General features: G+C 29.8%; 20 protein-coding genes. 9 read left to right on the top strand and 11 right to left on the bottom strand.

The annotated features are described in order from the left end of the window. Window positions 1–53: 53 nt before the first annotated feature. Together BM335_RS14240 and BM335_RS15960 are read right to left on the bottom strand one after the other, a co-directional pair. Window positions 54–623, bottom strand: coding sequence for a hypothetical protein (locus BM335_RS14240; protein ID WP_090229809.1), 570 nt, complete (start codon window positions 621–623; stop codon window positions 54–56). Beyond that, window positions 616–744 carry a hypothetical protein gene (locus tag BM335_RS15960; RefSeq protein ID WP_262493871.1) on the bottom strand — a complete coding sequence of 43 codons (129 nt, stop codon included), beginning with the start codon at window positions 742–744 and terminating at the stop codon, window positions 616–618. The genes BM335_RS14240 and BM335_RS15960 overlap by 8 nt, the downstream gene beginning before the upstream one ends. Before the next feature lie 93 nt (window positions 745–837). Here BM335_RS15960 and BM335_RS14235 point away from each other — a divergent pair, with 93 nt between their 5' ends. From BM335_RS14235 to BM335_RS14220, 4 genes are all read left to right on the top strand, one after another. Further along, a complete protein-coding gene (locus BM335_RS14235) occupies window positions 838–1,269 on the top strand; it encodes a heme-binding domain-containing protein (protein WP_090229805.1) in 432 nt (143 codons plus the stop codon). A 9-nt stretch (window positions 1,270–1,278) separates the two neighbouring features. Further along, window positions 1,279–1,935, top strand: a complete 657-nt coding sequence (locus tag BM335_RS14230) for a toxin-antitoxin system YwqK family antitoxin (RefSeq protein WP_090229801.1) — start codon at window positions 1,279–1,281, stop codon at window positions 1,933–1,935. Between the two features lie 69 nt (window positions 1,936–2,004). Next, window positions 2,005–2,631, top strand: coding sequence for a carbonic anhydrase (locus BM335_RS14225; RefSeq protein WP_090229797.1), 627 nt, complete (start codon window positions 2,005–2,007; stop codon window positions 2,629–2,631). Between the two features lie 134 nt (window positions 2,632–2,765). Next, entirely contained in the window at window positions 2,766–2,957 is a 192-nt protein-coding gene (locus BM335_RS14220) for a cold-shock protein (protein WP_090229794.1), read from the top strand. Window positions 2,958–3,010: 53 nt separating this feature from the next. Here the strand turns inward: BM335_RS14220 and BM335_RS14215 are convergent, their stop codons facing one another. Beyond that, window positions 3,011–3,679, bottom strand: coding sequence for a M15 family metallopeptidase (locus BM335_RS14215; protein WP_090229791.1), 669 nt, complete (start codon window positions 3,677–3,679; stop codon window positions 3,011–3,013). 136 nt (window positions 3,680–3,815) lie between these two features. Between BM335_RS14215 and mnmA the strand changes: the two genes are divergently transcribed. Genes mnmA through BM335_RS14200 form a run of 3 tightly spaced genes read left to right on the top strand, consistent with a single transcriptional unit; the run spans window position 3,816 to window position 7,633 of the window. Further along, a complete protein-coding gene (gene mnmA, locus BM335_RS14210; RefSeq protein WP_090229787.1) occupies window positions 3,816–5,003 on the top strand; it encodes a tRNA 2-thiouridine(34) synthase MnmA in 1,188 nt (395 codons plus the stop codon). Between the two features lie 35 nt (window positions 5,004–5,038). Continuing rightward, window positions 5,039–6,697, top strand: a complete 1,659-nt coding sequence (locus BM335_RS14205) for a S8 family serine peptidase (RefSeq protein ID WP_245780681.1) — start codon at window positions 5,039–5,041, stop codon at window positions 6,695–6,697. Next, complete coding sequence (locus BM335_RS14200; protein ID WP_090229779.1) at window positions 6,698–7,633, top strand: NAD(P)H-dependent flavin oxidoreductase; 936 nt, start codon at window positions 6,698–6,700, stop codon at window positions 7,631–7,633. It begins immediately after the preceding gene. A 23-nt stretch (window positions 7,634–7,656) separates the two neighbouring features. On the opposite strand, the gene BM335_RS14195 is transcribed toward BM335_RS14200, so the two are convergent. The 6 genes from BM335_RS14195 to mtaB all read right to left on the bottom strand — a co-directional run bounded on the left by BM335_RS14195 (window position 7,657) and on the right by mtaB (window position 11,974). Next, window positions 7,657–7,917: a DUF1456 family protein gene (locus BM335_RS14195; RefSeq protein WP_090229771.1), complete on the bottom strand. Its 261-nt coding sequence runs from the start codon at window positions 7,915–7,917 to the stop codon at window positions 7,657–7,659. Window positions 7,918–7,939: 22 nt separating this feature from the next. Then, window positions 7,940–8,317 carry a sulfite exporter TauE/SafE family protein gene (locus BM335_RS14190; RefSeq protein ID WP_090229992.1) on the bottom strand — a complete coding sequence of 126 codons (378 nt, stop codon included), beginning with the start codon at window positions 8,315–8,317 and terminating at the stop codon, window positions 7,940–7,942. Window positions 8,318–8,333: 16 nt separating this feature from the next. Further along, on the bottom strand, window positions 8,334–9,251 hold the full coding sequence (locus BM335_RS14185; protein WP_090229766.1) for a lytic transglycosylase domain-containing protein: 918 nt from the start codon (window positions 9,249–9,251) through the stop codon (window positions 8,334–8,336). 73 nt (window positions 9,252–9,324) lie between these two features. Next, window positions 9,325–9,987 (bottom strand): alpha/beta hydrolase family protein, encoded by a 663-nt coding sequence (locus tag BM335_RS14180; protein WP_090229761.1) that lies wholly within the window; start codon window positions 9,985–9,987, stop codon window positions 9,325–9,327. Further along, on the bottom strand, window positions 9,987–10,628 hold the full coding sequence (locus BM335_RS14175) for a MarC family protein (RefSeq protein WP_090229756.1): 642 nt from the start codon (window positions 10,626–10,628) through the stop codon (window positions 9,987–9,989). Before BM335_RS14175 ends, BM335_RS14180 begins: the two co-directional genes overlap by 1 nt. A gap of 11 nt (window positions 10,629–10,639) precedes the next feature. Next, window positions 10,640–11,974 (bottom strand): tRNA (N(6)-L-threonylcarbamoyladenosine(37)-C(2))-methylthiotransferase MtaB, encoded by a 1,335-nt coding sequence (gene mtaB, locus BM335_RS14170; protein ID WP_090229752.1) that lies wholly within the window; start codon window positions 11,972–11,974, stop codon window positions 10,640–10,642. Between the two features lie 49 nt (window positions 11,975–12,023). On the opposite strand from mtaB, the gene BM335_RS14165 reads away from it, so the two are divergent. Together BM335_RS14165 and BM335_RS14160 are read left to right on the top strand one after the other, a co-directional pair. Continuing rightward, the gene (locus BM335_RS14165; protein WP_090229748.1) at window positions 12,024–12,341 is read left to right on the top strand and encodes an antibiotic biosynthesis monooxygenase family protein; all 318 of its coding nucleotides are present in this window, start codon (window positions 12,024–12,026) and stop codon (window positions 12,339–12,341) included. Beyond that, window positions 12,325–13,938: an ABC transporter substrate-binding protein gene (locus BM335_RS14160; RefSeq protein WP_090229745.1), complete on the top strand. Its 1,614-nt coding sequence runs from the start codon at window positions 12,325–12,327 to the stop codon at window positions 13,936–13,938. Before BM335_RS14165 ends, BM335_RS14160 begins: the two co-directional genes overlap by 17 nt. Here the strand turns inward: BM335_RS14160 and BM335_RS14155 are convergent. Both BM335_RS14155 and BM335_RS14150 read right to left on the bottom strand, forming a co-directional pair. Then, window positions 13,931–14,725 (bottom strand): aldose epimerase family protein, encoded by a 795-nt coding sequence (locus tag BM335_RS14155; RefSeq protein ID WP_090229740.1) that lies wholly within the window; start codon window positions 14,723–14,725, stop codon window positions 13,931–13,933. The genes BM335_RS14160 and BM335_RS14155 overlap by 8 nt on opposite strands. A gap of 6 nt (window positions 14,726–14,731) precedes the next feature. Then, the gene (locus tag BM335_RS14150) at window positions 14,732–16,858 is read right to left on the bottom strand and encodes a S9 family peptidase (RefSeq protein ID WP_090229737.1); all 2,127 of its coding nucleotides are present in this window, start codon (window positions 16,856–16,858) and stop codon (window positions 14,732–14,734) included. Between the last annotated feature and the right edge of the window lie 54 nt (window positions 16,859–16,912).

The raw sequence follows: 16,912 nt of genomic DNA, 5'->3' as shown, positions 1-16,912 counted from the left end.
AGTTTTAAGTTGAAAAATGCAAAATTAATGAAATTAAGCTAAATTAGATAGTTTTATTTCTTGTTTATCAGTGCTAAAGTTATCTTTCCGCGTGCTTTATAAGCGGCACTTTCAGTTGTAATATTTTGTTGAATAATTAGTTTTAGTTCTTCATGAACCCAATTATAGTTTTTTCCAAATAAATATAATGTATTCATTGCATAAGCTTTTGTGGCAACTTTGTGGTTGCTAATCATCCAGTCAAAACCAGCTTCAATAATTAAATCGATATGGTTTTTTTTCAGTTGGACTTTTAATAAACTATCTTTTTTAGAAGTATATGCAATTGCCATGAAATTACATATTTTAGAAATTGGTCGTACAGCGCTGTCTTGAGTTACTATTGAAATGTTTTTAGTGAAATTATCTAAATGTGGAACAAGCCAATCTAATTTTTGTTCACAAACCAACTCTAATATCCAAGCTGCTTTTATGCCTGTTTTATTGTTTAACTCAAAAACTATTTCAAGTAAAAACTGAAAAAAATTTTTGTTTTCAATTACTAAATTGGCAACTTTTAATCTATTGTCACGCCGAGCATTTTCAATAGTATTAAGTTGATAAATTAAATAATCTTTACTCATCTTTACTGTGTTTGTCTTTTTTCTTTGATGAGAGTTTATACAATAAATACACAAAACCAGCAACAACATGTGCTATTGCAATTATCATAATGGCGTAAAACCAAAAATTTGAAATTCCCATTTTATTTTGAAATATTAATAGAATATAAGTATGTTTAAATATTAAAGATACCTATTTTAGCGTTATTAAAATAAGGTTTTAAATTTAAAAATTATGAAAAAAATTTTATTAGCCATTTTGGCTGTTGTTGTTTTAATTCAATTTATTAGACCTGAGAAAAATAATTCTCAAAATTATTCAAATGATATTTCTAAAGTTGTTGATGTACCTACTGAAGTTCAAGAAATATTGAAAACATCATGCAATGATTGTCATTCAAACAATACTGTTTACCCTTGGTATAGCGAAATTGCCCCAATTTCATGGTACTTAGCTTCTCATGTAAATGAAGGTAAAGAACACTTAAATTTTTCTGAATGGACTGTGTATAACGAAAATCAAAAAAGTCATATAATAAAAGACATTGAAGAAGAGTTAGAGGAACAAAAAATGCCTTTAAAAAGTTATTTAATTATTCATAAAGACGCTAAAATGACCGAAGACCAATACAATACGCTTTTAAATTGGGTTAAAACAATTAAATAAAATATTGAAATGAAAATTTATAAAACAATATTATTAATTTTTACCTGTATACTACTTGCTCCAATAAATTTAAATGCACAAGAGAAAATAAATCAATTAGATTCAAAAGGGAGAAAAACTGGAGTTTGGAAAAAATATCATAGTAATAATAGAATTCGATATGAAGGTCAGTTTGAAGCTGATAAAGAAATAGGAGTTTTTAAATATTATAGCATTTTAAGTTCTGAACATCCTATAATAATTAAAACTTTTTCAAAAGATAACAATATTGCTAGTGTTGTATATTATAAAGAAGATGGCACTAAAGAAAGTGAAGGGAAAATGAATGGAAAAATCCGCGTTGGAAAATGGGTTTACTATTATCCTGACGGAACTTTAATGATTGAAGAAAATTATATTGATGGTGTTTTAGAAGGATCTTACCTAAGTTATTTTAAAAACTCAAAAATAAGCGAACAACTAATTTATAAGAACGGAAAATTAGATGGAAACATAAAACGTTATGCCGACAACGGTACACTGCTAGAAGATTTACATTATATAAATGGTGTTTTAAACGGACAGGCAAATTATTACAACGTTGATGGAAAACTTATTTATACAGGTGCTTATGAAAATGATGAAAGAGTAGGCGATTGGAAATATTACAATGATGGTAAGAATTAATTAAAACTTTTTTAAATCATTTTTTTTCTTTTATTTGTGATATAAATTATTAACCAAAAAAATAAAACATTGAATATAGCTACAATATTTGAAAACAATAAAAAATGGATATCTGAAAAATTAAAATTAGATCCAGAATATTTTAAAGAATTAGGAAAAGGTCAATCGCCTCAAATTTTATACATTGGTTGTTCAGATAGTCGTGTTTCTGCAGAAGATTTAATGGGTGTTCAACCTGGTGATGTTTTTGTTCATAGAAATATAGCAAACATGGTTCCTAATACTGATTTAAATGTAATGTCCGTGATAAATTATGCCGTAAGCCATTTAGAAGTTCAACACGTAATTGTTTGTGGGCATTATTCATGCGGTGGAGTAAAAGCAGCAATGCAATCTAAAGATTTAGGAATATTAAATCCTTGGTTAAGAAATATTAGAGATGTGTATAGATTGCATAAAACTGAACTTGATTTAATTACTTGTGAAGAAAAAAAATATGATAGGTTGGTAGAATTAAACGTTCAAGAACAATGTGTTAACATTTTAAAAACATCAGATGTTCAACAAGCATTTAAAAAAAGAAATATAACAGTACACGGCTGGGTATGGGATATACACACTGGAGAATTGATAGATTTAAAAATCAATTTTAATAAAATATTAGATGAAATTATGGAAATTTATAGATTATCTTAATCCATAAAAAATAATTATTTTTTTAATAAATTTTGTGTGTTTTATTTAAAATAAAATATAATTTATTAAAAATAATAGATTTAAATAATAAAAGAGTACATTTGCAATTAATATAATATTTTAAATTTTTAATAATGAGTAAAGGAACAGTAAAATTCTTCAATGAAGCTAAAGGATTTGGATTCATAAAAGAAGATGGTTCAAACAAAGAACATTTTGTACACATTTCTGGATTAATCGATGAGATTCGCGAAGGTGATGAGGTAGAATTCGATTTACAAGACGGTAGAAAAGGATTAAACGCAGTAAACGTAAAAGTTATTTAATTATATACTTGCCTTTTAAGATGCAGAGCCTATTATTTTTATAATAGGCTTTTTTATTTTACATCAAAATTAAAATATTGGTTTTTAAATGGTTCATTTTTTAAAGTATAATGCCACCATTCTTTCGGATAATTTCTAAATTCATTACGCAACATTATTTGCAGTAATAACATTCTATTTTTTTGCTGTGTTTCGTTAATACCTTTAAAATTTATAGAAGATTCTTCACCAAAAAAATCATAAGGAGTTCCCATATCTAATTCTTTACCAGTAATATTATCAACTATAGTTACATCAACAGTACTACCACTACTATGTCTGGAGTATTTGGCAATAAACTGTCTTGTAAAAATATCGTATTTTTTTAAATTCGGATAATATTGCTGTTTCATTAAAGTATCGTTTAAATTTTTTGACCACTTCCAAAAGTAATTCACAGCTTTTTGTGGTCTATAGGCATCATAAATTTTAAGCGATAAGTTTTTCTTTAATAGTTGTTCTTGTACATTTTTTAATGCTATTGTAGCTTCCTTAGTTAGTATTGTGGTATTGGCTTTGTATCCATCAATAATACTACCCACAAAATTATTTTCAGAAAAATAGCGAAGTTCAGTCTTTATGGAAGGAATTTCATTAGTTACATACACAAAACCTTCGGGCAATTGAGCGTACGTTTTAAAACTAATTAAAATAAGCGTTAAGTATATTAAATTAAACTTCATAAAAACTTCATTTTAAGCGAATTTAAAAATAAATTTTGTTTTGGTTACTGATTCATAGAACAGATATTTAAACAATTAAAAATTAACTTTTTGTTACTAACTAGAAGTTGTAACTTTGTAGGCTAAAATTTTTAAAATGAAACGTGTAATTGTTGGACTTTCGGGAGGTGTAGATAGTAGTGTTGCTGCATATTTATTAAAGGAGCAAGGCTACGAAGTAATTGGCTTGTTTATGAAAAATTGGCACGATGAATCTGTAACTATTTCTAATGAATGTCCGTGGTTAGAAGATAGTAACGATGCTATGATTGTAGCCGAAAAGTTAGGAATTCCTTTTCAAGTGGTTGATTTAAGTGAACAATATAAAGAGCGTATTGTTGATTATATGTTTCATGAATATGAAAAAGGACGTACACCAAATCCTGATGTTTTATGTAACCGTGAAATTAAATTTGATGTTTTTTTAAAAATTGCATTGGATTTAGGCGCAGATTATGTTGCAACAGGTCATTATTGCCGCAAAGGTGAAGAAATTATTGATAAAAAACCAGTTTATAAACTTTTGGCAGGTAAAGATGGGAATAAAGATCAATCCTATTTTTTATGCCAGCTTTCTCAAGAGCAATTAGCAAAAGCATTATTTCCAATTGGAGAATTAACGAAACCAGAAGTTCGAAAAATAGCTGCAGAACAAGATTTAATTACAGCAGATAAAAAAGATTCGCAAGGATTATGTTTTATTGGAAAAGTACGATTACCTGAATTTTTACAGCAAAAGCTGCAACCTAAAGAAGGAGTAATTGTTCAAATTCCAGCAACTTCTGAAGTTTATAATCAAAAGGTTCCAGTTTTTACTTGTAAAGAAGAAGAACTTGCTTTTTATGCAAAAAAAACAAAATATTCAGTTAATCAAGGTAAAGTTGTTGCAAAGCACCAAGGTGCTCATTATTTTACAAAAGGTCAGCGAAAAGGTTTAGCAGTTGGTGGCACAAAAGAACCTTTATTTGTTATTGATACAGATGTGGTTGAAAATGTAATTTATACGGGTGAAGGTAAAAATCATCAAGGATTGTACAGAAATGTTTTATTTGTAAACAATGAAGAAATCCATTGGATAAGAACAGATTTAGCCTTGAATGATGGTGAAAGTTTACCTGTATTGGCTAGAATTAGGTATCGTCAAAAATTAGAAAATGCAACTTTATACAAGGTTAAAGATGGATTGTATGTGGAATTTGAAAATCCACAATCTGCCATAACCGAAGGACAATTTGTAGCTTGGTATATAAATGATGAGTTATTAGGTTCTGGGGTTATATCATAAAATAATTGTATTTTAGGTTTTCTAAATTCTTATATGTGAAAAGTAAACTGCTATTGTTTTTGTTAATATTTTCTGTGAGTATTATGAATGCTCAAGATGAAGATGCTTGGGTGTATTTTAATGATAAACCCAGTAAAAATACATTTTTAAATGCTCCTTTAACAATGCTAACTCAAAGAGCATTAGATAGACGAAGCAGATATAATATTCCTTTAGATTTTAAAGATGTTCCTATTGAAGCTTCATATATAGATTTGGTTGAAAGTGCTTCAGGAATATCAGTTTTAGCAAAATCTAAATGGTTAAATGCTTTACACGTAAAAGGAACTTATGAAGCAATTGATGCTTTAAATGCTTTACAGGTTAATGGAACAAATATAGTAGCTTCTATTGAATTTGCTGATAAAAATATACTTTCAGATAGGAAAAACTCAAATCAGAATGTAAAAAGCAAGTCACAAAATAAATTAAAAATAGCCACTAATTTTAATTATGGGCAAGCCGCAAACCAAATTCAAATGTTGAAGGGAGAAATATTGCATCATAATAATTTTACTGGTGCAGGAATGCAAATTGCAGTAATTGATGCAGGTTTTCCAAATGTAGATACTTTTAGTGCTTTTCAAAGACTGAGAGATAACAATCAAATATTAGGAGGTTATGATTTTGTAAATAGAAACGCAAATTTTTATACGGGATATTATCATGGTATGGCAGTACTTTCTACAATTGCATGCTATATTTATTCTGATGATGGTATAGCAACAAACGATTTTGTAGGTACAGCTCCCGATGCTAGCTTTTATTTATTTATTACAGAAGATTATTATAATGAAACACCTTTAGAAGAAAGTTTATGGGTAGAAGCTGCTGAAGAAGCCGATAGATTAGGGGTTGATGTTATTAACACATCTTTAGGATATTATGAATTTGATGATATAAATTATAACTATACATACAATAATATGGATGGGCAAACCACATTCATTACAAGAGGTGCTGAAATAGCATTTTCTAGAGGTATGTTATTAGTAAATTCAGCAGGAAATGAAGGAAATAATTCTTGGCACTATATAATTGCACCAGCTGATGCACCATCAGTTTTAAGTATTGGGGCTGTTGATAAAGATAAATTTATTGCAAATTTCAGTTCTTATGGGCCAACGTATGATGGAAGAGTTAAGCCAGATGTATGTGCAGAAGGTGCCGGAGTGTATATAATTAATGCATCTGGATCAATAGCAACTTCTAACGGAACATCATTTTCAGGTCCAATAATGGCCGGTATGGTTACTTGTTTATGGCAAGCATTTCCTAATAAAACAAATGCAGAAATTACGCAAATTGTAAAAGAAAGTGCTCATTTATATTCTAATCCAACCAACCATGAAGGATATGGAATACCAAATTTTGAAACAATTTACAATACGTTATCAGTTGAAGAGGCAATACTTGATAATGAATATTTTAAATTTTACCCAAATCCGGTTAACGATTATTTAAATTTTTATTTTCCTACAGATATTAACGAAATTGAGGTTACAATTTATTCTTTATTAGGCAAGAAGTTAATAGAAAAAAATGTATTTAAAAATCTGCCTAAATTAGAAATTTCTCAATTACCAAAAGGGTTGTATATAATTAAAACTTCATTCGGAACAAATAATAAAATTTCAAAATTCTTTAAAGATTAAATGAAAAATAGAATTACAGAATTATTTCATATAGAATATCCATTAATTCAAGCAGGTATGGTTTGGAATAGTGGGTGGAAATTAGCATCAGCGGTTAGTAATGCTGGTGGATTGGGAATAATTGGGGCAGGATCTATGTATCCAGAAGTGTTAAAAGAACATATTCAAAAATGTAAAAAAGCTACTAATAAACCTTTTGGTGTTAACGTACCTATGTTGTATCCAAATATTGAAGAGATTTTAAAAATTATTGTTGAGCAAGGTGTTAAAATAGTATTTACTTCCGCAGGAAATCCAAAAACTTGGACGCCTTTTTTAAAAGAAAATGGTATTACCGTTGTGCACGTTGTAAGCAGTGTAAAGTTTGCTGTTAAATCTCAGGAAGCAGGCGTTGATGCAGTTGTTGCAGAAGGTTTTGAAGCTGGTGGTCATAACGGAAGAGAAGAAACAACTACGTTTACGTTAATTCCTATGGTGAAAGAAAAATTGACTATTCCCTTAATTGCTGCTGGAGGAATTGCTACTGGAAGAGGTATGTTAGCCGCAATGGTTTTGGGAGCAGATGGAGTTCAAATTGGAAGCAGATTTGTAACCAGTACAGAATCTTCCGCACATATTAATTTTAAAGAAGAGGTTGTAAAGGCGCAGGATGGCGATACACATTTAACATTAAAAGAATTAGCGCCTACAAGGTTAATTAAAAATAAATTTTATACAGAACTTCAAGAACTATATCAACAAAAAGCAAGTGTTGAGCAATTAAAAAGTAAATTGGGCAGAGGCAGAGCTAAGTTAGGTATGTTTGAAGGCGATTTAGAAAATGGAGAATTAGAAATAGGTCAAATAGCCGGACTAATTCATGAAATTAAACCAGCTGCTGAAATTGTTCAAGAAATTATGAATGAATACCAGGAAGTTAAAAAATCTTTCTGTTAATTTTATAGAAAAAACTTCCTAAATTATTTTTTAGGAAGTTCTTTTTTATCTTGTTTTGGAGGCATCGGCCCACGTAAATGAATGATTAATCCATTCAAAAAATTACGTAAAATTTGATCGCCACATTCCATATATTTTTCGTGATCTTCGCTTCTAAATATAGCTCCAAGTTCACTTTTAGAGACATTAAAATCTACCAATTTACATATATCAACTATATCGGTATCACGAAGTTTATGCGCTACACGCAATTTTTTTAAAATATCATTATTTGATAATCCCATTTATATATTTTTTCTAAATTTATTATTTTGTAAAAATTAACCGAATAGCCACAATAAGCATTAAAACTCCAAATATACGTTTTAACATACGTTGATCAATTTGAAGCGCAATTTTAGAACCTATAAATCCACCAATAAAAAATAGCAGCGATACTATTACTGCAACGCGCCAATCTATATTTCCACCAGCACCAGCCGTGTGATAATTGTATACTGCAAAAAAAGTAACAGGCGGCAGCATTACCGCTAAACTTAATCCTTGTGCGTTGTGCTGCGTTAAGCCTAAGAAGAATACAAATAATGGAACCATTATAATTCCTCCACCAACTCCTACAAGTCCGCTTAAAATTCCTGCCATTAATCCAATTATGATTAATGTAATTATGGTTGTTAACGTCATTTTCACAATTACTATGTTATAAATCTTTAGGTATTTTAATTTCGTATAATTTTTTTGAAGCATTATTTAAATTATTTTCTCGTAACCAAGGGTTATGTAGTTTTAATACCATATAATTAATACCAAGATCTTTAGAAAAACGCGCAATATTTGTAATTGCACTATCTACCTTTATTATTTTTACTTCAGGTTCTGTGTATAAATCTTCTTTATCAAAAATAAAACCGTATTTCTCTGGATTTGATAATATTTCTTTAACTGCAACTATCCTTGGAACATATCTTTTTGTTTCATCAGAAACTAATAAATCATAATAATCATCTACCAATTGTTCTTCTAATTTTTTTGAAATTCCGTACATTCCTGCATTGTAAGATGCTGCCGCAAGTGTCCAGTTACCAAACCTGTTTTTCGCTTTTTTTAAATAGTCACAAGCTACTTCTGTAGATTTTTCTATATGATAGCGTTCATCAACATTAGCGTTTACTTCTAAATTATTTTCTTTTGCGGTTGCTGACATAATTTGCCAAAATCCAGTTGCTCCAGCAGGCGAAGTAATATTTTGTAAACCACTTTCAATAACTGCTAAATATTTAAAATCATCAGGAATACCATTTTTCTTTAAAATTGGCTCTATTATAGGGAAATATTTGTTAGCTCTTTTTATTAAAAGCAACCCATTAGATTGCCAATAGGTATTTACAAGTAGTTCTTTATCAATACGTTCGTAAATGTCAGGTTTGTTTAATGGTACTTTTTCACCGGCAAATTCTAAATAGTCAGGAATTTTTAATGCCTTAATTTGATAGGTTTCACTAGTGTTTTTATCGCTATTTAAAACATTTTTTATACTATCTGTTTTAGTGCCAAAAATAAACATGGAAGAAACAGAAATAATAGCGATTAATCCTAAAATTTTTATTGATTTATCCATAGTAGTAGTTTTTAATTGCTGTGAAATTACAAATAAAATTCACGCTTTAATTTGTAAACATTCAATTTAACAATTAATTAAGTGAATCAATAATTATTTCACTTATTTTTTTTGCTTTTTGTAAAATCATAATGTGCGTTCCTTTATTTATGGTAATACAATTTTTTATATGTTTTATTGGAAAAATTTCATCATCAATACCGTGAATGTGAATTAAATTTTCTATTGGTTTTTTTTGATTCCAGTGCAATACATTATAAATAGCCCACTTTAGGTAGGTTTCATCTCTTACAGATAAATATTCTTTATAAATTTTCACACGTTTTTTGGCATAATCACCAAAAGCATATTTAAAGAAACCTTCAATATTTTTTATTGCGTGTGCAGGAAATAATTTATAAATTTTTGTTTTTTGTATTATTTTTAATCTTTTTGGAAGTTCTTTATTTGATTTTATGCTCGATATAAGTATTACCTTTTTTGGATGTAAATGTTTACTCATTTCTTGCACAATAATTCCTCCAAATGAAACTCCTACTAAAACAGGATTTTTTTCTTTTACCAATTGTGCCATTCTTAAAGCATACGCTTCAAGAGGCTCATTTTCAGATATTGGCAATAACCATTCAAAAAAATGCAGTTCAAATTTATCTTCTGGAAACTGTAAATATTCAAATATTTTTGAACTAGCCGCTAAACCAGGAACAAAATAAATATGTGTTTTTGAGTTTTCCACTATGTATGGAGTATTCCTTGAATAATTGGTTTTAAACCACTAAAGAAAAATTCTACAGCAATTACCATTACAATTAATCCCATTAAACGCATCATTACTTTATTACCTGTAGATCCTAGTTTTTCGGTAATTTTACTAGCACCAACTAACACTAAATAGGTAATTAATAGCACCACACCAATTATAATAATTAATGTTATTTTTTGAGGAATATCTTTTGCATCTTCCATTAAAATAATGGCATTTGTGATGGCTCCAGGCCCACAAATCATAGGAATTGCCAAAGGTGTAATAGAAATATCTTCAACATACGCATCAATTTTATCTTCATCATCAGTATGTTTAAAGTGTCCTAATCTGGCTTGCAACATATCCCAACCCATCATAAAAAATATTAAACCACCAACTACTCTAAAGCTATTTACTGAAATTCCGAAGAATTTAAATAGCACTTGACCAGAAAAAGCAAAAGCTACTACTGTAAAAAAAGCTACGATAGTTGCTTTTTTTGCTGTTTGTTTTCTGTGTTGCTTGCTTAATGAAGCCGTCATTGACATAAAAATAGGCATAGTACCTAATGGGTTTATGATGGTAAAAAATGCCGTAAAAGCTAGTAAAGCAAATGAATATATTTCGGTCACAATAAATAGTATTAATTAAAAATAGGTTCTTTTATCCAATCAAATCGAACACTGCCATCTTCATCAATTTTGGATAATTTTACGGTGTGTAAAGTGTTTACCAATTCCGGATTCCAAGGCGTTTTTACTTTTACATAATTTTCAGTAAATCCGTGAATAAAGCCTTCTTTGTTTTCACTTTCAAAAAGCACTACACATTCATTTCCAAGTTGACTTTCATAAAAAGCTCTTCTTTTTTTAACCGATAAACCTCGTAACATTTTACTACGTTTATTTCTTGTTTTTAACGGAACAATGCCATCCATTTCAACAGCTTCTGTATTTGGGCGTTCAGAGTAAGTGAACACATGCAAATATGAAATATCTAATTGATTTAAATAGTTGTACGTTTCTAAAAATAACTCATCAGTTTCACCAGGAAAACCAACAATTACATCCACACCAATACACGCATTTGGCATTGTTTTTTTAATGGCTTCTACTCTGTTATCGTAGGTTTCACGTAAATATCTACGCTTCATTAGTTTTAATAAGGTATCACTTCCACTTTGTAACGGAATGTGAAAATGTGGAACAAAACTGTTTGAATTTGCTACAAATTCAATAGTTTCATTGGTTAATAAATTTGGTTCTATGGATGAAATTCGCAATCTGTGAATTCCTTCAACGGTATCGAGGGCTTGCACCAATTCTAAAAACGTATGTTCGTGTTTTTTGTTTCCAAATTCACCTTTTCCGTAATCACCAATATTTACGCCAGTAAGCACAATTTCTTTAATACCTTTTTCTGAAATTTCTTTGGCATTTTTTAACACATTTTGCAATTCATCACTTCTAGAAATTCCTCTAGCCAGCGGAATAGTGCAATACGTACATTTGTAATCACAACCATCTTGCACTTTTAAAAATGCGCGAGTTCTATCGCCAATAGAGTAGGAGCCCACATAAAAATCGGCTTCTTCAATTTCGCAGGAATGAACTTCGCCCATTTCATTTTTACTAAGATCATTTATATAATCTGTAACTTTAAATTTTTCCGTTGCACCCAACACTAAATCTACGCCATCAACAGCGGCTAATTCTTCAGGTTTTAATTGTGCATAACAACCTATGGCAATTAAAAATGCATTTTCATTTTGTTTTAGCGCATTTTTAACAATAGTTTTAAATCGTTTATCGGCATTATCTGTTACCGAGCAAGTGTTAATTACATATATATCAGCAACTTCATCAAACTCAACACGGTCAAAACCTTCATTTTGAAAGCTTCTGGCAATGGTAGATGTTTCCGAAAAATTTAACTTACAACCTAAAGTGTAAAATGCGACTTTTTTTTGTGCGCTCATTCTTGTACATTTATCGGATGCAAAAGTACAGAATTTTATTTTTATAATTATGATTGCTTCAACACCAAAGCCACCTTATTATGCTGTCATATTTTCTACCATTAGAACAACGGTTGATGATGGATATTTGGAAACAGCTCACAGAATGGAAGAACTAGCCAAGTTACAACCGGGATATTTGGGAATTGAATCAGCGAGAGATGGTTTAGGAATAACCGTGAGTTATTGGGAAAGTTTAGAAACAATTTTAAATTGGAAAAATAATGTAGAGCATACAGTTGCCAGAGAAAAAGGGAGAGCATTGTGGTATAAAAAATACCAACTTAGAATTTGTAAAGTAGAACACGAATATGGTTTTGAAAAATAAGTATTGGCTGATTGTAATTGGCTGTTTTTTAGTTGTTTCGTGTAAAAATAAAACTTCAAAATATAACGATAATCAGGTTTTTAGGTTTAATGAACACGCTAATATTACAACGTTAGATCCGGCTTTTGCCAAAGATTTGCGTACCATTTGGGCAACAAATCAATTGTTTAATGGATTGGTACAATTAGATGATCGTTTAGAGGTTCAACCAGATATTGCTACATCTTGGGAAATTTCTGAAGATGGAAAAACATATGCCTTTAACTTAAGAAAAGATGTGAAATTTCATAAGCATATACTTTTTGGTAAAGATTCAACCAGAACAGTTATTGCCAATGATTTTGTGTATAGCTTTAATAGGTTAATAGATTCTGATATAGCAGCTTCAGGAAAGTGGGTGTTAGATTTTGTTGATACGTTTGAAGCTAAAAATGATAGCACTTTTGTTATAAACTTAAAGCAATCTTTTCCGCCTTTTTTAAGTTTATTAAGTATGAAATATTGCTCGGTAGTTCCAAAAGAAGCAGTAGATTATTTTGGAAGTACTTTTAGAGCAAATCCAATTGGTACTGGTCCGTTTCAGTTTAAATTGTGGGTGGAAAATACCAAATTGGTTTTTAGAAAAAATATCGAGTATTTTGAAAAAGATGAAAAAGGAAATAGATTACCTTATTTAGAAGCTGTTGCCATTACTTTTTTACCAGATAAACAAAGTGAATTTTTACAGTTTATTCAAGGGAATTTAGATTTTATGAGCAGTATTGATGCTTCTTATAAAGATGATTTATTAACTACGGATGCAAAATTAAAACAGGCTCATAAAGAAAAGATTAATATGGTTTCAGGTCCTTATTTAAATACTGAATATTTGGGAATTTATTTAGATGCCGCAGAAAAAGAAGTGAATTCCATAAAAATTAGAAAAGCACTAAATTATGGATTTGACCGTGTGAAAATGATTCAATATTTAAGAAATGGCATTGGAACTCCAGCAGTTAATGGCTTTATTCCTAAAGGTTTACCTTCTTTTAATAATATGAAAGGCTATACCTATCAGCCAGAAAAAGCTAAACAATTGGTGCAAGAATATATACAAGAAACAGGAAATACCAATCCTTCTATCACCATAAGTACTAATAGTCAGTATTTAGATTTATGTGAATATATTCAGCGAGAAGTTGGTAAAACAGGTTTAGAAGTTAAAATTGATGTATTGCCGCCTTCAACATTGCGACAAACAAAAGTAAATGGTAAATTAAGTATTTTTAGAGGAAGTTGGGTAGCTGATTATCCTGATGCGGAAAATTATTTATTTATATTTCATAGTAAAAACTTTTCACCAAACGGACCAAATTACACGCATTATAGTTCTAAACAGTTTGATAGAATGTATGAGGAGTCTATACAGATTACTGATAATTTAAAACGAAGAGCATTGTATCAAAAAATGGATAGTTTGGTTATGGAATCATCAGTTATTGTTCCTTTGTACTATGATGAGGTGGTACGTTTTACCCAAAAAAATGTTAGTGGTTTAGGAATAAATCCAACCAATTTATTGACTTTAAAACGAGTGAAAAAAGCTAAAATTAAATAGGTTTTATTTCAACTTTAAATGAATTACTTCCATTTGAAATATTGAATAAATTGGCATTTAACATGTTGCCTTCCTGATAAGGATACGCTGTAATAGGTTCTATACAAAGCATTGTAGGTACTTCTGTCCAAAACATAAATCCTTTAAAGCCAGTGGTTTTAATAGAAATATTTACGCCGTTTTGTTTTATTAAAGTAACTTCATTGCAATTTAAAATTGGATATGCAGTGCTGCCTCCAGCCATAATTTTTTGAAGGCTTACTTCCTGATTTTCTGTTTTACAAATTTCAGAGAAATTGCCATAAAGTTTAAAAGCTGGGTGATAACCCAACATAAATGGCATTCCAATTTCAGCCTCAATTTCAAAAGTAATTTTTAAGGATGTGTTGGTTAGTTCAAAACTTTTTTTGAAAGTAAAATCATACGGCCAAAAAACCAATTCTTTAGGTGATTTATCAGGGAATTTCGAGTTTTTAACAGCACTATTTGCGTTGTATTTTTTTTGATACACAGCAGTAGTAGCACTGCTGTGTATCAACATATAGTTTAATTCTCTCAACACGCCGTGCTGATCTTGAATACAATTACCTATTGGAGTTGAAACTTCAAAATTATTAGTATCGGTTGGACCAATAATTGGAAACATTTCTGTATCAGAATTTCGCCAACCTGCTGTTCCTTTTTGGTGAATTAACTCTTCATTATTAATTAAATAACTCACCAATTCGCCCTTATTAATTTTTACTATGGCTAATTTATTGTCACTAATTAATGTAATGGTTTCCATTTAAACTTATTTATTATTTTCAACAATATAGTTCATCATTTTTTCAATTAAATGAACTCTATCTACACCGCGCACATTGTGTTCGTGCATTGGGTATGTGAAAAAATCTATTTGCACTTTTTGTTTTACTGCTTCCTGTAGCAAAGTCATACTATGTTGTGGTACCACCGTTGGATCCACGCTTCCGTGAATTAATAATAATTTACCGTCTAAATTTTTAATATAGTTATGCACTTTTGCTTTTTCATAACCTTCAGGATTCTCTTGAGGTGTATCCATATAACGTTCTCCGTACATTACTTCGTAATATTTCCAATCAGTTACAGGTCCACCCGCAACTGCAGTTGTAAATATTCCTGGGTTACGCAACATTAAACTAGTAGTCATAAATCCACCAAAACTCCAGCCATTTACTGCAATTCTATTGCTATCTACATAATTTAAAGATTTTAAATAGTCTACCCCTGTTAATTGATCTTCCATTTCTACATTTCCTAAATTTCTATGGATAATGCTTTCAAAAGCAAAACCTCTGTTAGCAGAACCTCTATTGTCTAAGGTAAATACAATATAGTTTTCATTGGTAGCAAACACATCCATCCATAAATTTGCACCACCTAACCAAGAGTTGGTTACCATTTGTGCGTGTGGACCTCCATACACATAAATTAATACCGGATATTTTTTAGTGGCATCAAAATTTGCAGGTTTAATAACTCTGGTATATAAATCGGTGCCATCGTTTGCTTTTAACGTTACAAATTCTGTAGTTCCAATATTGTAATCTGCTAAAGGATTTTCAGCTATTAAAATTGAAGTTGCTTTCTTTTTGTTAATATCTGTAATTGCTGTAATATTAGGAGTTGTTAAATTACTGTAATTATCAATTAAATAGTTTCCGTTTGTGCTTAATTGTGTGTAATGTGTTCCGTTTTGAACAGTTATTTTAGCATATTTTCCAGATTTTAAATTCACTTTAAATGCGTGAGATTCTCTTGCATCTTCACCAGTTCCTGTAATAAAAACATTTTTGCCACTTTCATCAAAACCTAAAATACCAGTTACAACCCAATTAAATTTTGTAAGTTGTTTTACTAATTTTCCATCGGTTGTGTATTCGTATAAATTCATAAAACCATCACGCTCACTAAACCATAAAAAGTTGGTAGTGCTTTTTGGTAAAAACACAGCATCAAACTCAGGTTCAGTCCACTTGCTGTTAGATTCTTCAAACAAGGTGTTTACTTTTTTACCAGTTTCAACACTATAACGATTATACCAAACGTGGTTTTGTTCACGATTAATTTCGGCAACCAACACGTATTTTTCATCTGGAGTCCAAGTTAAATTTGTTAAATAATGTTCATCAGTAGTATCAATATCTAAATAACTTGTTTTTTGTGTTTTTAAATTAAAAATACCAATTTTTGCTATTTCACTTCCTTGTCCTGCCATTGGATATTTAATATTCATTAAAGTAGCAGGATATGTGTTGATATCAACTAACGGATAATCTGTTACGTTGGTTTCATCTTTTTGATAAAAGGCTAAGTAATTTCCTTCCGGACTCCAAAAAGTTCCTTTTACAATTCCAAATTCACTTCTGTGAATTGCTTGTCCGGAAACAATGTTTTTATCAGAAATTTCAGTTACTGCAATTTTAGCATTAGTAGTTGTTGCAATAAATAAATTGTTATCTAATGTATATGCAACAGCTTTTGCATGGGCATTATATTCGCTATTTTGGGCATTTTCATCAAAAGCAATGGTGTTTTCTTTTGAGTTTGTTTTGTAGTTATAAACCTCAATAGCATTTCTATTAGAAAAAGTTAAATTAGTAGCAGTAATTTCTTGAATATAAGGAAGCCTTCTTAATTCTGGATATGTTTTTTGAATGGTTTCAAATGAAATTTTTTGAATCACATTATTAGATTTTGCATCAGAAAAAAGCAAATTGTTATCTTTTTGATATATATAGGTGTTGCTGTTTGAAACCCATTGTAAATTGTATAAAGATGTTGGGTACAAGCCTTTGTAATATCCTAAAACAGCATCTTCAATAGATATATTTTTTTGTTGAGAAAAACCTAAAAAGAAGGTGAAAATAAATAGGAGTGTAGTGAATTTTTTCATTATAAAAAGTATTTATTTAAGCGTGTAAAGTAAAATTTTTAAAGTGTATTTTAG

This window comes from Lutibacter maritimus, assembly GCF_900116115.1.
In the GTDB taxonomy this organism is placed as follows: Bacteria; Bacteroidota; Bacteroidia; order Flavobacteriales; family Flavobacteriaceae; genus Lutibacter; species Lutibacter maritimus.
This window is presented reverse-complemented; position numbering and strand designations above follow the sequence as displayed.